Here is a 13,879-nt window from a genome sequence, read left to right as displayed (position 1 = left end):
TGTCCAGCAAGTGGTCAAAGGCTTGAGGCGATAATACAGTGAAGGGTCGTTAGACGGACTGATCTGTATTTCGTTATATACTCAACTGTATAGCGATACGTTATATAATAATTTATATAGCGTCAATTTATACTGATATCGGAGTGGCTATTGATGGATTTAACCGCACAACTGACTCTCTCCTTGGCAGAGCATCCGTATGCTAACCCACGGCGGATGCATTTGTTGGCCTGTATTGTTGAATCGGGCTCTTTGAGTGGTGGCGCAAAGCGAGCTGAGATGAGCTATAAAGCCGCTTGGGATGCGGTGAACGATATGAATACTCGAGCGGCACAACCGGTATTAACCCTAGCAGTTGGCGGCAAAGGGGGCGGCGGTGCAAAGCTAACTCCCTTTGGCGAACGGTTAGTTAAGTTGTATCAGATGCTCAGTGATATTCAGAACCGTGCCTTGCAGGCTCTGCAGGATGAGACGGTCCCGTTAGATAGCCTGCTAGGGGCCGTTTCCCTGTTTTCGGCCCAGAACAGCGCTCGCAACCAACTGTTGGGGCGAGTCTCACGGATTGTTTCGGATCAGGTTAATGATCGGGTCTCTATTGATGTGCAGGCCGGTGAAGCGAGTGTGACGTTAGTCGCCGAAGTAACCCATCGCAGCCGGCTACGTTTAGATCTACACCCCTTTGGCGAGGTACTGGTGCTGATTAAAGCGCCGGCTATTTGTCTTCAACGGCCATCGGTGAGTGCAGCGGCTAATCATTTATCCGCCACCATTGTCCGGGTTTCGGGTAGTGACCACGAAGCGGAAGTTATCCTCGCCATAGGGAGCATCGAGTTGTGTGCAGTGGTCAACGTTGAGTCGGCTAATGAGTGGCAGGTGGGACAAAAAGTAACCGTGGTGATCGATGCGAAACAAATTGTGTTGGCGGCATTGAGGCAGTGATTGACCTTGGGGTTTATAGTGTGGGATTTTAAGAGCCACAGGTTAAACGTCGGCCTATATCAGCGGAACTGAGTCTATGACCAACGAGCATCAGAAAATATCAACTACAGCACTGGCTAAGGCGCTGACTAAACAGAGTCGACAAATGTTTGCCGAGCTGGAAGCGCTGGGCTGGATCAAGCGGGTAGACAATCAATGGCAACTGACGGCCAAAGGTGAATTTGAACAGGGCAGCTATCGCGATAGTGAACGCTATGGTCGTTATATTGTGTGGCCAGAGAGTGTCATTGGCCATCGGGCATTGGTTAACCCTGAAGATCAATTCACCAGTGCGAAGGGCTTAGGTTTAAAAACCGGTTTGGCGGCAGCAAAAATTAACCAGTTACTGGCAGAACTTGGCTGGATAAAACCCTGGTTGAAAGGCTGGCAAATAACTGATTTCGGTACAGCCCAAGGTGGGGTGCAGAAAGAGGATGCTAATACCGCAATCCCCTATGTCAGTTGGCCGAAAAAACTTACGGATAACCCGTTATTTAAACGTTCACTCGACCAATTTAAGCAGGCTCCAGCACAGCAAAAGGTTGCCGGCTGTTACGCTATGGACGGCCATCTGTTGCGTTCAGAGGCGGAAGTGAAGATCGACAACTGGTTGTATCTATCTGGTATTCCCCATGCTTGCTATAAGCTGTTGCCGGTTGCAGAGGAGGCGCGAGCGGATTTTTATTTACCGCAGATTCATTTGTATATCGAATTTTGGGGCAGTGAACATGATCCGGCTTATCTCGCTGAGAAAATGCGTAAGAAGACGCTCTATGAGGCTCATGATTTGGACGTTATCGAATTTCAGGCCAGTGACTTAACCTTGTTAGATGAACTGCTTCCTCGACAACTGCGCAGATTTGGGTTGGCGTGTTAAGTGCTTATCTTAGTGTTTGCTTATCTATAACGCCCACTTGAATAGGCGTTATAGGGACCTTATGCTGAAACCGACGGATGGCTTAAGGAATTGCCATGCCGCGCTGTACGAATTCGATATTGCCCATCCGTTCCATCCAGGCTTTCACATTGGGGAAGTCATCTAAAGAGACTTCTTGCCATTCATAGCGACAGGCCCAAGGGTAGATTGCGAAGTCGGCGATACTGAGGTCTTGATCGAGGATAAAGGTGCGGCCCGTTAACTGCTTATCCAGCACACCCCAAAGTCGTAGAGTTTCATCTTTATAGCGTTTTTTAGCGTAGGGCACAGATTCTTTCGCAAAACGGTTAAAGTGGTGAGATTGGCCTAAAATCGGGCCGAATCCGCCCATTTGCCACATCAGCCATTGCAGGCATTCGATCCGCTTCATTGGATCGCTGGGGATGAAATTACCGGTTTTTTCCGCCAAATAGATCAGAATGGCGCCACTCTCAAAGAGTTGTACCCGTTGCCCACTGGGACCTTCTTCGTCGGTGATTGCCGGTATTTTATTATTTGGGCTGATACTAAGGAATTCCGGTTTAAACTGATCATCCGCGAGAATATTGATGGGATGAACCATGTAGGGTAGTCCGGTGGCTTCCAGCATAATGGACACTTTGCGGCCATTGGGCGTGCCCCACGTATAGAGGTCAATCATATATATTTCCTGTCACTGTTGCTGGCTAAAGTGCTGGTAGATTTCAATCAGTTCATCCTGACTGAAGGTGACGATAATCAGTTCTTGCCCCGGGGTAATTAGATCGGGGTTTTGGCCGAGCACGCCTTTATGATAATTGTAGACATAGGTGTCTTTGACCTTGCCATCGAGGATGGTGCCGAGAAATGAACTGTTACGGTTGGCCAGTCGTTCATCGGCTTCTAGGGGAATCTCCGCACTAATTTTTTGTTTTTCTAACTGAATGCCACTGCTGAAAGTGTCAATCAACCCTTGCTGTATAATGCCCCACAATCCCTGTTTATCGGCCGCATTGACGCCGTGAATATAAAACAGTGTGTCGGCGGTATTATCGGGGTTATTCAGCAGTTCTTTGAGCCTGATCTGGTCGGCCATCGGTAATTGACTGGCTAATATAATGGCGTTTTGATGCTGTGGGGTGTTACCGATGGTGTCGAGTTGTACCCCGAAGGTGATGGCATTGCCGTCGCCGACCGCTTGTGTACCGGCCGTTGCCGTTTGTGTGGTCGGTAGTTTCAGCAGCTGATCTTGGGTGACAAAATTATTGGCTTTACCAATTTCGATAACCTGATCAGGTTTGGCGGTCAGACTCTCTATATGGCGTTGAGCGGCCATTTTGGATAGCTCATCCTGTTGTATCTTTGGTTGCACTATCGGGCTTTGTTGCGATTGGTTGAGGAACAGATAACCGGCAAACCCTGCCACGGCCAATATGACTAAAATCAGTAAGTTCCGCATCTTTCCCCCGTTAGATATTATGACTCGACCGTACTCACATTATAAAGAGTGATTTATGTTATTAAGGTTCAGACTAAAACAGATTTCCACTAGATAAAAGTTAAATTACCAAACGGGCCAATCGCTGTCGTGATGATGACTCTCACAGAGTTTACGCATCTCTTCTATACTGGTTAAGATATAACGTGGTGTGCTGGCTATCAATGATGGCATACGAGGGGCTCTTTCGGGATGTTTAAATGGGTGTGGGTATAAGGAAATATCGCCTTCAATCATGGGTCACACATTAGAGGTATCGTCTTTAGCTGAGTCGTAACAAGCGGATAGTGAGATGACAGAGCAGATCGAAGAAATTTTACAATTCTGGTTTGGTGAATTGCGACAGGGGTTTCCTGTCACGAATCGAAAGTCGTTGTGGTGGTTTGGTGATGAGGCCGTGGACCGACAACTGGAAGAGTTGTTTGGTCATCAGGTTCGTCAGGCTCTTTGGGGGCAGCTAGATGATTGGGCTGGACAGCCTCGAGGACGTTTAGCGTTGATTATTTTACTCGATCAGTTTACCCGCAGTATCTATCGTGGCTCTGCCGATGCGTTTTCCGGCGATAGTCGCGCTGAACAACTGTGCCGTGAGGGCTTAGCGAAGGGGCACGATGCCGCCTTGGAAGGCAGTGAAAAACTGTTCTTTCTGATGCCGTTGGAGCATGCAGAAGATATTAGCGCCCAGAACCTCTGTGTTGCTCAGTTAGAAGGGTTGCTTTGCACGACCCCTCGTGAATATCGGCACCATATTGATAATGCCCTTGATTTTGCCCATGAACATCGTGATCTGATTGTACGTTTTGGTCGCTTCCCTTATCGCAATAAAATCCTTGAGCGTTCATCAACACCGGAAGAGTTAGCTTACTTGAATCAGCCCCATAAACGTTATGGGCAGTAGGTATTTGCATCGCTCTATAAAAAAGTATCTACTAAACATCAACATGGGTGTGATTTAAGGAAATAAACGGTGATAGATACCAGGCAGACTGAACGCCGTGATCGGCTTCAGACCATTGTCATTCTGGTGGTTTCAATAATAGTGTTTGCTGTGCTGTATCTCGGCGTGCGCGCCTATGAAGAACGGGTGTCTGTGCAAGCGGTTCGGCTTGCGATTGAACACCGGGTTGATGAGGTCGATAGCGTCCGGGCCAGTGAAGCAACGGATATTGATGCGTTGTGGTCTGTTTATGGGCCACAAGTGGAGTTAACTGAGGATGAGTTTTATCAGTTGGCTGAACCCATTATCGACAGCCATCAAACCTTTTTGCCACTGTTCATTGCGTTGATGGCCGCCGGACTTACCTTTATCACGCTCGGCATGTTGCTAAATATGAAGGCGCGGACGCGGCGTTACGATAAAATTATTGCCGATAAAGAGAGTGCTTTAAAACAAAGTCATGAAAAACTGGCGGCAGTCATGATTATTGATGAGCTAACCGGTTTGATCAATGGTCGTCATTTTAGTGAAGTTTTGTCAACTGAGTGCCGTCGCGCCGTGCGTGACTTTAATCCGTTGACGCTGATGCTGGTGGCTATTGATAAGCCAGAGACGGGGGATATCGATGACCAGCAGGTGGGCTGCGTTGCCGATGTACTTAAAGAGGCAATTGCGCGTCCGGGGGATCAAGTTGCCCGAATCGATCCCTATCGCTTTGCACTATTACTTCCCTCAACAAATGAACAGTCTCCACTACTGGCTGAACGGCTTTGTCAGAATGTTCAGAATAGTGCGTTGGCAGGGCAGCGGCTAAGCATCAGTATTGGTAGTAGTACCTTACAGCCTTCGGCGCTGTTGACTGCGGAGACTATTTTGGCACATACGGAGTCGGCCTTAGCCGAGGCGATTCAATGCGGTGGCGGACAGGTGCGTGCCCATACGGATGATTCGACAGAGGTGCCCGTTATCTTTACCTAGGGTGTGATTAGGTGATCTCAATGTGTTGAAAAGCCTGCATCATGCAGGCTTTTTTGTATCACTAATGTTGTGCTATTTGAGGCCGCAGAGAAATTGACTGGTTAATCTTCTTGTTCATTAAACGTCTTTAGGTAGTCATTAAAGGTGTTCAGCCAAACAAGGTAACGCTGTTCAAGAACGGGGTTTTCTTGCGGCTCAAAAGTACTATCCGCTTCGATCTGTCTGACGCTATTGGGCAGTGTCTGCCAAGCAGCCCCTAAGGCGGTAATATCATGTTGATCGTAGCGTAATACGGTTAAGCCACTGAGGTCAGCCACCCGTTGGCAGAGTGAGTCAAATTGGCTGGCTTGGCCATCGATGATGATCTGCTTGGCTGGAGGCAGCGCAGACATCGCTTTGAGGTTACGATAGACTAGGAAAGCAATGCTCTCCATCACCGCGACCATCTGTGCTTTCGGATCGTCTGATTCATTGATCCAGCATGAACGTTCTAAAGGTTGCCAATAGGGTGAGCCAACTCCACCAACCATATTCATAAACAAAGGCGGATCGGTGTAATCGGCCGCCCATTCATCAATATTTTGTGATTCGGGGCGACAGTGATTGAAAGCCCAATCGAGCGCATTGGCTGCTCCGTTGATAGTGGCTTCGGCGCTATAGAGTGGCTGTTTAGCTGCGAGAATTAGGTGGTGAAGCACTCGTTCTTGAGGGTGAAGCCCGCGTTCCGTCAAGGCTCTATTCATAAAGCCGCCGTTGCCTAGATGAATATAGAGGTTGTCCTGTGAGGGCTCGCCAAAGGCAAATAGTGCGGCGGCCTGATCGCTGCCAACAAAGTCCAGCGGTAGGTTTAAACCGGGTATCTTTAGGGTGCCGAAATGAGATTGGCTGTATTGTACTTTTGGCAAGAGTGAGCTTGGTAGCTCGAATAGCTCGACCAGTTCAGGATGCCAATTACGATCTTTGAGCGAATACAGCATGGTTCTAGCTGCGGTTACACCATCGATCAGATCTGGTTGTTCATGTAATAGCTGCTTAATCAGCCAGCCGGAGAGAGGCCCTCCTCGGATGCGGTGCTTGGGGTTATTGGCGGTCATATGCTCCATACACCAGCGTAGCTTTGCGGCGGGTAGGTGGGCATTGGGATAAAGCCCTGTGAGTTGCCGAATCATGCTTGCCAGCGGCATCAACGCTTCGATGTAGGGGCGACCACGTTGATCCTGCCAACTGATAATGGGCGTGAGCGGCTTACCGTTATCCGCATCCCAGCAGAGCATGCTAGCCCGTTGGGATATTAGGGCTGCGCTTCTTAGATGGCGGCGTTGATCGCGGGTGAGTTTGCTGACCGCTTCGAGGGAGGCCTGCTTCAGGGATATAAGAACCGCCTCGGGTTGTTGTTCTGCTCGATTTGGCGGTGTGAGTTGGGTTTTAACCGTTACCTTGCCAAAGCTTAGACGGATTCCCTGACGGTCATAAACCATCGCCCGGCAGTAGTGGCTGCCTTGGTCTATCACTAGGCACAAATCAGCGCGCATCGCTTAGCTCCCGAGCAGATTTGCTGAGTGCGGATAAGATTCTCGTGTTAATAGCCATGATCGCTGATGTCATCTCCCTAACGTTTTATTCCCTATAACTTATACCCTGACAGCAAGGAGCGTGTAAAATTCAAAAATTGACGCAGTTAAAGGTAGTAGTGTGGGCGCTCAGGGATCAATTTTGAATGACCTTAAAGGGGTACTGGCGAGTGCGGGTCGCCGATCGCACCGGCAGTTGGTGGTGTTAAGTGGTACACAAGCTTGGTGTCAGGCGCAGATGGATGGTTTTTCGTATCCGCCCCTGCAGCAAACTGAATCCGACGATCAGGCACCGGGCTGGCTGTGGGTGGGCGAGCCGGAAGGTTTAAAACCACCGGCCATGCTGCAACTCGTGAGTGCTAAACAGGCGCATCAACTGCTAGGGCGAGAGTGCCAAGGCATTGTGTTTGATAGTTGGAGTGGCTTTAATCCGAATGGTTTTGGTCAGGTGGTAGGGACTTTAGTCGCTGGCGGAGTGTTTATTTTGATCACCCCTCCCACTGACCAGTGGTTGCGTTTTGATGATCCCGAATATCGCCATATTGCCGTGCCACCTTTTACGGCGGCGGATGTGGGGCGGCGTTTTATTCTACATCTGCAAAATACTATCGCTGCCGATAGCGAGCTACTTCATTTTGAGCAGGGTAAGCCCGATCCTCGGCGGCTGTTACCGGGAGATTCGCATCGGTTGTTACCGGTACCTGCGATCGCTTTAGAAGCAGAGCTTGCACCCTTTAAAACCCTCGATCAGCAAGCCGCGGTTGAACACGGTGAAGATATTCTCAATCAATCACGTGCGGTCACGGTTATCACCGCTGATCGGGGGCGGGGAAAGAGTGCTGCATTGGGGCTTCTTGCCGCCCGCTTGATGCAACAGCGTTATCGCCAAGCAGTGACTGATACCGGGTCAGTGTTAGACATCTTGTTAACGGCGCCTTCCCGAAGCGCGATACAGGCGGTTGTGCTACAGCTACAGCGGTCTTTTACCGAGGGATCGTTGCAGTGCGAAAGGGACTGTTGGCGAGTGGGGCAAAGTCGGTTGCGTTTTTTCCTACCGGATCAATTATTACAGTGCCGCCCAGAAGCTGACCTGTTGCTGGTGGATGAGGCGGCTGCGATACCTGCGCCGGTATTACTCAGTTTATTAGCCTATCCCCGGGTTGTGTTTGCATCGACCCTGCATGGCTATGAGGGCACCGGGCAGGGGTTTGCCGTGCGCTTTATGCCCTACCTTGATCGCCAAGTACCCCAGCGGCAGCTGTTATGTTTGCGTCAGCCGGTACGTTGGGCTGAGGGCGATCCGCTGGAGCGATTTAGTTATCAAGCATTGATGCTGGATGCAGAACCCGCTGATATGACGGCGGCTAAGCATTTAGCGCTGTGTTTTAGAAAACTCGATCGGGATGTGTTAGTGGCTGATACTCGCCAACTAAAACAGCTATTTGGCTTGTTGATTTTGGCGCACTACCGAACCACACCTGGCGATCTGAGGATCTTATTAGATAGTCCTAATATTGAAATCTGGGCCGGCTTTATTGAGCAGGCGGGTGAAGAGCAGTTGGTTGCGGCGGTGTTGCTGGCCTATGAAGGCCCGATCGAGACTGAATTGGCTAATGCGATTATTAACGGCACTCGCCGGCCTAAGGGGCAGTTGATTCCTCAGACCTTGCTAGCTCATTGTCAAATCCCCGCAGCGGCCGATTGTCGAGGACTTCGCGTCATGCGCATCGCGGTGCACCCTCAGCTGCAGCGGCGAGGCATCGGCAGCCAGCTGTTGCATGCTGTCGAGCAAGGGATTGTTGATATCGATTGGTTGGGGGCTAGCTTTGGAGCCACCCCGGCACTGTGTTGTTTCTGGCAGCGTTTTGGGTTGCAGTTACAGCGGCTAGGCCACCATCGGGATAAAGTCAGTGGCACCTATGCGGCGGTGATGTTGCGAGGCGTCTCTGATGCGGGTATGGCATTGCAGCAGCAGGGCGCAGAGAAGGCCGCGCAACAGCTACAACAATTAGCACTTACCGGCACCATGATTGATGCTGATCTGTTAGCGGCGTTGGATGGTCAATCCTTTAACAGCTCGCTTGGATAGTGTTCCGGTTCTCCTGTTTCGAGTATCTCTACAGGGTCATTTAAGTTAACGATACCACTGTTGAGGGCGATTAGGTTTTGACCGAAGTGAGCCTCACCATCGCTTCCTTTACGGTATTTCTTTAATACACTAAGGGGCTCCCGTTCTGGATTGCGAGTCAATGTGGTTGGGTCTGTGGTGGTGAGGATGCAGCGCCCACAAGGTTTCACAACGGCAAATTCAACGCTACCAATACGGATCCGTTTCCAACGATCTTCCGCATAAGCTACGCAGTTGTCGACCACTAAGTTGGGGCGCATCTGTTCCATCAATACGGCGTTTTGGCAGCGTTGGTTTAGATCACTCAGGGACGCTTTCGAGATGAGTAACAGCGGGTAACCGTCGGCAAAGGCAACTTGATGCTCTGAATGGTCACTCACGGGGCGGTCAGATTGCGGGCCAAAGCGATACAACTTGCAAGGTTGTTGTAGATAGCTTTCAAACCATTGTTGAGCGGCCAAGCCGCAATATTGGGCATGGATAGTATCCTTCCAAACGGCGATCTCATCGTATTGTTGCCCTAGGGCGCTGAACTCAAGATGCAGTGGCACCATGTCTGGTGCCGTGATAAGCAATCCTTCTTGTAGCAAGGCTGTTTTAATTGCCAAGAGTTGCGGATGGCTGCGGGCGGTGAGGAACTTGCCCTGCTCATTACACAGGACAAATTGTCGGTCGAAGGCCAGTCCCGTTACGGTTACTGCGCTGCGGCTTAGGCTAATCGGCGCGGTGGATTTGATTGGGTAAACCGTGATAGCGGAAAGGCTTGGTGACATCTCAGGTTCTCTCGTGATTCGGTGGCGGTGATGGCAATATTGGCTGCCGTTGATGATGCTTGCTATCCTCGCTTCGATCGGCTGAAAAAGCAATTTTTCTAGGCATGGGCCTATCGTGCCAGTAAGGTCGTTTTGCCATTAATAGCACTGCGTTTTGATGTATAGTGAATGGCTTGAGCCGTGTAAACGGTCCATCGATTCAATATGAGGCCACTATGGAGATTACCCCCGAAAGGTTACAAAAATTGGCGAATATGCCGATGCCATTTGGTAAATACAAAGGCCGACTCTTGCTAGAACTGCCGGAGCCTTATCTCGTGTGGTTTGCCGGTAAGGGCTTTCCTGAGGGCGAGATTGGTATTTTGTTGCAGATCCTCTATGAGGTGAAGCTCAATGGGCTGGAAGATGTTTTACGGCCACTCACACAGCGATATTGATCGGCGATTTTATTAATCGCCGCAGCACTATTGTCTTCGTATTACTAGGGTAAGGTGTGGTTAGGCTGGGTTAGGTTGCTGCTACGGGGTTTGTCACTCATACTTTCAGTAGGCATTTTATCGTCATAGGGTTATGTGTACCTTGTGTGATAGTCCGAATGGATAGCCTAAATAGACAGTCACATTGGAGAACCACGATGAAATCTGTAATCGCTTTTCTGACCGCTTCCTTGCTGTTATTGATGCCACTGAATGCCAACGCCGCATCAGCTCAAGAGATTGATGCTAAGGTTGATCAGGCACTGCAGGCGCTTTATCAGCATAGCGCTGCAGGTAAAGCGTTGAGCCGTAAGGCGGTGGGAGTATTAGTCTTTCCTGATGTTATCAAGGCGGGTATTGGTATTGGTGGTGAGTATGGTGAAGGGGCTTTGCGCATCGGCGGTAAAACCGCGGGATATTACAATGTAGCTGCGGCGTCTATCGGTTTTCAGTTAGGTGCACAGATAAAATCACAGGTGTTGCTTTTTATGACTCAAGCAGCGCTGACTAAATTTCGCAACAGTGATGGTTGGGAAGCCGGGGTCGATGGTAGTGTCGCCTTGGCAACACTCGGTGCGGGCGGCACCATCGACTCGAATACCGTACAGCAGCCGATTATTGGTTTTATATTTTCTAATAAAGGGCTGATGTATAACTTGAGTATTGAAGGCTCAAAAATAACGCGGATTAACCGGTAACGGGTGAGTTAATGTGGCATCGAATTAGGCAAAATAAAATGCGAAATCAAATGATAACTTTATGGTTGGCGAGTGCATTGTTGTTAGCCCCGCTATCGGTGCTGGCTAAAAAACCGGAATGGGCTGGCAACGGCGCTGAGCAATCCGCTGCAGATAATCATCAAGGATACAAAGAGTCCGATCAACAGGGTAAAGCGTCTCACCGTTTTGATGATAATGAGCAGCGTAATATTCGCCAGTATTATCTTGGTGATGACTATTCATATGAGACTAAAGGAAAGGGCAAGCATAAGCCGAAGTCACTGCCGCCGGGGTTGCAGAAAAAACTTGCTAGAGGAGGAAAACTGCCTCCCGGTTGGCAGGAAAAAGTTATTGCAGGCGAAGTTCTAGATCAAGATCTGTATCGCCGTTCAGAGGCCTTACCCTATGAGCTGGAGCGACGGTTAGACCGCATCGCGGGAGAGGAGCATCGTCGAATAGGCCATAAGATTATTCGAGTGCTTGAGGGGAATGGCACCATTATTGATGTGATTGATATACTGGATGGTACAGGCCTGTTGGAGTAAACCTCTGGAGAAATATTTGGAGTGAAGCTATAGATGACCCCTGCGATTAAGTTAGCAAAACGAGCAAAAATAAGTTTTACGCTGCATGAATATGCCCATGATCCTGACTGTGATTCCTATGGCGATGAAGCGGCTAAGGCATTGAATATTTTACCCCAGCAAGTGTACAAAACACTGATGGTGGCGCTTAACGGTGATAATCGTCAGTTGGCGGTGGCGGTTGTGCCTGTTGCCGGACAACTAAATCTTAAGGCGGCGGCGAGTGCTTTAAAAGCGAAAAAAGTGACCATGGCTGAACCGCAGCAGGCGCAGCGTAGTAGTGGTTATTTGGTCGGTGGTATCAGCCCGCTGGGACAAAAAAAACGCTTACCAACATTGCTAGATGATTCTGCCAGTGAGTTTGAAACAATCTTTGTCAGTGCGGGCAAGCGAGGTTTGGAAGTTGAATTAAGTCCGGCTGATTTATTGCAGTTAACGAATGGTGTTATGGCGAGTATTGGCCGTTAGCGATCATATGGGCGTGTAGACTAAAAGGGTATCAATGAACAACAACCAAGAGATTATCGTGCGATTGCGTGAGCGTATCCCCTCATTTGAGTGCACGCCGGGTTGTCACGATTGCTGTGGTCCTGTAACAGCCTCATCGGAGGAGATGTCGCGGTTACCGGTAAAGTCTGATGCAGAGCATGAGGCGGCATTAAATGAATTTAGCTGCGTTCATCTCGGGCCAAAGGGCTGTACGGTTTATGCAGAGCGGCCATTGATTTGCCGTTTATTTGGTACGACACCACGTTTAGCCTGTCCAAACGGTTGCCGGCCGGAAGAGATGATCGAGCCTGCCATTGAAGACCAAGTGCATCAACTTATCGCAAATACTCGGCAAGTGTTGGTATAAACTGATTGGCTTACTGAGTGTCTAGTCGATGGGGTAAAAAGGAAAACCGCTTACAACGAAAAAGGCTGATGTGTTTGCATCAGCCTTTTTTGTCGCTGGGTTTTATCCCGCTTTTTTCTGTTCGAGATACTCATTACTTTTGCGGCTTAGCTTGAACTGCGAGGCTTCTAAATCATGCTTGTTAAGCAGTTTATAGAAGTCGGTGCGGTTGCGCTGGGCAATCTTGGCCGCTTGGGTCACATTGCCTGCGGTGATATGCATCACTTTGGTGAGATAGCTGCGTTCAAAGCTGGATCGGGCTTCGTTAAAGGAGGGGATAACCCGGTCCTGATTAGCGATTGCCTGATTGACCAAGCCTTCGCTGATAATCGGTGCGCTGGATAGCGCAACGGTCTGCTCGACGACGTTTTCTAGTTGACGCACATTTCCCGGCCAAGCGGCTTGAGCAAGAATATGCAACGCCCCCGGTGAGATGCCTTTGACCTTAGGGTTATGTCGCTTAGCCGATTGCTCGACAAAAAAGCGCGCCAATAGTGGGATATCTTCAGGCCGATCCCGTAGAGGTGGAAGGTCTAGATTAACCACATTGAGACGGTAATACAGGTCTTCACGGAACTCACCATCTTCCATGGCGAGTTCAAGGTTGCGATGAGTGGCCGATATTACCCGTACATCGATATCGAGGGAACGGGTCGAGCCGACAGGGCGAATGGTGCGTTCTTGAATCGCCCGCAGCAGTTTAACCTGCAGCGTGGTTGGCATATCACCGATCTCATCCAGAAACAGAGTGCCACCTTGGGCTGATTGAAATAGGCCTTCATGCTGGGTGACTGCGCCGGTGAATGCGCCTTTGGCATGACCAAATAGCTCTGATTCCAGCAGCTGTTCGGGTAGAGCACCACAGTTGATAGCGACAAAAGGTTTACTGTGACGGTCGCTGGCATTATGAATAGCTTTGGCCATCAGCTCTTTGCCGGTACCGCTCGGGCCGGTAATCAGTACGCTAACATTAGATTTAGCAACCCGTTCAGCTTGGCTGAGTCGTTCATTCATCAATGGGCTTTGGGTGACGATAGCACTGCGCCAACTATCATCCTGCGCATGAGCAGAATCCAGTGCAGAATTGATGGTGCTGAGTAGCTGGTCTTTATCGATCGGTTTAGTCAGGAAGCCGAAAATGCCTTTCTGGGTTGCATCAACGGCATCAGGAATAGAGCCGTGGGCCGTGATAATGACCACTGGCAATGCAGGGTGATCCTCTTGAATGGCGGAAAATAACGCCATGCCATCCATACCATCCATGCGCAAATCGCTCAGAACAAGGTCAGGAGTTTCATGCTTGATACGTTGTAGTGCTTCAACGCCTGAGTTGGCGGTGTCTATGCGAAAGCCAGAAGCACTTAAGCGCAGGCTCAGAACTTTTAGGATACCCGGATCATCATCAACGATCAGGATGAGTTGCTGAGTCGATTTCATATTTTTCTCC

Annotated in this window: 15 protein-coding genes; 10 read left to right on the top strand and 5 right to left on the bottom strand. The window is 49.6% G+C overall.

Annotation, left to right across the window (positions count from 1 at the left end):
- Nucleotides 1-153: 153 nt before the first annotated feature.
- The gene (locus AC0L4K_RS11875; RefSeq protein WP_417222034.1) at nucleotides 154-939 is read left to right on the top strand and encodes a TOBE domain-containing protein; all 786 of its coding nucleotides are present in this window, start codon (nucleotides 154-156) and stop codon (nucleotides 937-939) included.
- A 76-nt stretch (nucleotides 940-1,015) separates the two neighbouring features.
- The gene (locus tag AC0L4K_RS11870; RefSeq protein WP_417222037.1) at nucleotides 1,016-1,855 is read left to right on the top strand and encodes a hypothetical protein; all 840 of its coding nucleotides are present in this window, start codon (nucleotides 1,016-1,018) and stop codon (nucleotides 1,853-1,855) included.
- An 82-nt stretch (nucleotides 1,856-1,937) separates the two neighbouring features.
- Here AC0L4K_RS11870 and AC0L4K_RS11865 read toward each other — a convergent pair whose 3' ends face one another.
- Together AC0L4K_RS11865 and AC0L4K_RS11860 are read right to left on the bottom strand one after the other, a co-directional pair.
- The gene (locus AC0L4K_RS11865; protein WP_417222039.1) at nucleotides 1,938-2,555 is read right to left on the bottom strand and encodes a glutathione S-transferase family protein; all 618 of its coding nucleotides are present in this window, start codon (nucleotides 2,553-2,555) and stop codon (nucleotides 1,938-1,940) included.
- A 12-nt stretch (nucleotides 2,556-2,567) separates the two neighbouring features.
- Entirely contained in the window at nucleotides 2,568-3,332 is a 765-nt protein-coding gene (locus AC0L4K_RS11860) for a hypothetical protein (protein WP_417222041.1), read from the bottom strand.
- A gap of 331 nt (nucleotides 3,333-3,663) precedes the next feature.
- Here AC0L4K_RS11860 and AC0L4K_RS11855 point away from each other — a divergent pair, with 331 nt between their 5' ends.
- Entirely contained in the window at nucleotides 3,664-4,269 is a 606-nt protein-coding gene (locus AC0L4K_RS11855; protein ID WP_417222044.1) for a DUF924 family protein, read from the top strand.
- Nucleotides 4,270-4,338: 69 nt separating this feature from the next.
- On the top strand, nucleotides 4,339-5,286 hold the full coding sequence (locus AC0L4K_RS11850) for a GGDEF domain-containing protein (protein ID WP_473266292.1): 948 nt from the start codon (nucleotides 4,339-4,341) through the stop codon (nucleotides 5,284-5,286).
- A gap of 101 nt (nucleotides 5,287-5,387) precedes the next feature.
- Here the strand turns inward: AC0L4K_RS11850 and AC0L4K_RS11845 are convergent, their stop codons facing one another.
- Nucleotides 5,388-6,818, bottom strand: coding sequence for an FGGY family carbohydrate kinase (locus AC0L4K_RS11845; protein ID WP_473266291.1), 1,431 nt, complete (start codon nucleotides 6,816-6,818; stop codon nucleotides 5,388-5,390).
- Nucleotides 6,819-6,999: 181 nt separating this feature from the next.
- Between AC0L4K_RS11845 and AC0L4K_RS11840 the strand changes: the two genes are divergently transcribed.
- Nucleotides 7,000-8,946, top strand: a complete 1,947-nt coding sequence (locus AC0L4K_RS11840; protein WP_473266289.1) for a tRNA(Met) cytidine acetyltransferase TmcA — start codon at nucleotides 7,000-7,002, stop codon at nucleotides 8,944-8,946.
- Here the strand turns inward: AC0L4K_RS11840 and AC0L4K_RS11835 are convergent.
- Complete coding sequence (locus tag AC0L4K_RS11835) at nucleotides 8,919-9,758, bottom strand: MOSC domain-containing protein (RefSeq protein ID WP_473266288.1); 840 nt, start codon at nucleotides 9,756-9,758, stop codon at nucleotides 8,919-8,921. The genes AC0L4K_RS11840 and AC0L4K_RS11835 overlap by 28 nt on opposite strands.
- Before the next feature lie 173 nt (nucleotides 9,759-9,931).
- Between AC0L4K_RS11835 and AC0L4K_RS11830 the strand changes: the two genes are divergently transcribed.
- The 5 genes from AC0L4K_RS11830 (at nucleotide 9,932) to AC0L4K_RS11810 (ending at nucleotide 12,393) form a co-directional block, all read left to right on the top strand.
- Entirely contained in the window at nucleotides 9,932-10,195 is a 264-nt protein-coding gene (locus AC0L4K_RS11830; protein WP_473266286.1) for a DUF3820 family protein, read from the top strand.
- Nucleotides 10,196-10,392: 197 nt separating this feature from the next.
- A complete protein-coding gene (locus AC0L4K_RS11825; protein WP_417222056.1) occupies nucleotides 10,393-10,932 on the top strand; it encodes a BPSL1445 family SYLF domain-containing lipoprotein in 540 nt (179 codons plus the stop codon).
- Between the two features lie 38 nt (nucleotides 10,933-10,970).
- Complete coding sequence (locus AC0L4K_RS11820) at nucleotides 10,971-11,498, top strand: hypothetical protein (RefSeq protein ID WP_473266284.1); 528 nt, start codon at nucleotides 10,971-10,973, stop codon at nucleotides 11,496-11,498.
- Nucleotides 11,499-11,531: 33 nt separating this feature from the next.
- Nucleotides 11,532-12,005: a Cys-tRNA(Pro) deacylase gene (gene ybaK / locus AC0L4K_RS11815; protein ID WP_417222061.1), complete on the top strand. Its 474-nt coding sequence runs from the start codon at nucleotides 11,532-11,534 to the stop codon at nucleotides 12,003-12,005.
- A 34-nt stretch (nucleotides 12,006-12,039) separates the two neighbouring features.
- Nucleotides 12,040-12,393, top strand: coding sequence for a YkgJ family cysteine cluster protein (locus AC0L4K_RS11810; protein ID WP_417222062.1), 354 nt, complete (start codon nucleotides 12,040-12,042; stop codon nucleotides 12,391-12,393).
- Between the two features lie 102 nt (nucleotides 12,394-12,495).
- Here AC0L4K_RS11810 and AC0L4K_RS11805 read toward each other — a convergent pair whose 3' ends face one another.
- Nucleotides 12,496-13,869, bottom strand: coding sequence for a sigma 54-interacting transcriptional regulator (locus tag AC0L4K_RS11805; protein ID WP_417222064.1), 1,374 nt, complete (start codon nucleotides 13,867-13,869; stop codon nucleotides 12,496-12,498).
- Between the last annotated feature and the right edge of the window lie 10 nt (nucleotides 13,870-13,879).

The sequence above is a fragment of the Amphritea sp. GJ51-11 genome (assembly GCF_055808735.1).
This window is presented reverse-complemented; position numbering and strand designations above follow the sequence as displayed.

Excerpts from the sequence above, each read along its gene's own strand:
- AC0L4K_RS11875 (WP_417222034.1), top strand. The coding sequence starts at position 154 with ATGGATTTAACCGCACAACTGACTCTCTCCTTGGCAGAGCATCCGTAT.
- AC0L4K_RS11825 (WP_417222056.1), top strand. The coding sequence starts at position 10,393 with ATGAAATCTGTAATCGCTTTTCTGACCGCTTCCTTGCTGTTATTGATG.
- AC0L4K_RS11855 (WP_417222044.1), top strand. The coding sequence starts at position 3,664 with ATGACAGAGCAGATCGAAGAAATTTTACAATTCTGGTTTGGTGAATTG.
- AC0L4K_RS11805 (WP_417222064.1), bottom strand. The coding sequence starts at position 13,869 with ATGAAATCGACTCAGCAACTCATCCTGATCGTTGATGATGATCCGGGT.
- AC0L4K_RS11835 (WP_473266288.1), bottom strand. The coding sequence starts at position 9,758 with ATGTCACCAAGCCTTTCCGCTATCACGGTTTACCCAATCAAATCCACC.
- AC0L4K_RS11870 (WP_417222037.1), top strand. The coding sequence starts at position 1,016 with ATGACCAACGAGCATCAGAAAATATCAACTACAGCACTGGCTAAGGCG.
- AC0L4K_RS11820 (WP_473266284.1), top strand. The coding sequence starts at position 10,971 with ATGCGAAATCAAATGATAACTTTATGGTTGGCGAGTGCATTGTTGTTA.
- ybaK (WP_417222061.1), top strand. The coding sequence starts at position 11,532 with ATGACCCCTGCGATTAAGTTAGCAAAACGAGCAAAAATAAGTTTTACG.
- AC0L4K_RS11860 (WP_417222041.1), bottom strand. The coding sequence starts at position 3,332 with ATGCGGAACTTACTGATTTTAGTCATATTGGCCGTGGCAGGGTTTGCC.
- AC0L4K_RS11845 (WP_473266291.1), bottom strand. The coding sequence starts at position 6,818 with ATGCGCGCTGATTTGTGCCTAGTGATAGACCAAGGCAGCCACTACTGC.
- AC0L4K_RS11865 (WP_417222039.1), bottom strand. The coding sequence starts at position 2,555 with ATGATTGACCTCTATACGTGGGGCACGCCCAATGGCCGCAAAGTGTCC.
- AC0L4K_RS11810 (WP_417222062.1), top strand. The coding sequence starts at position 12,040 with ATGAACAACAACCAAGAGATTATCGTGCGATTGCGTGAGCGTATCCCC.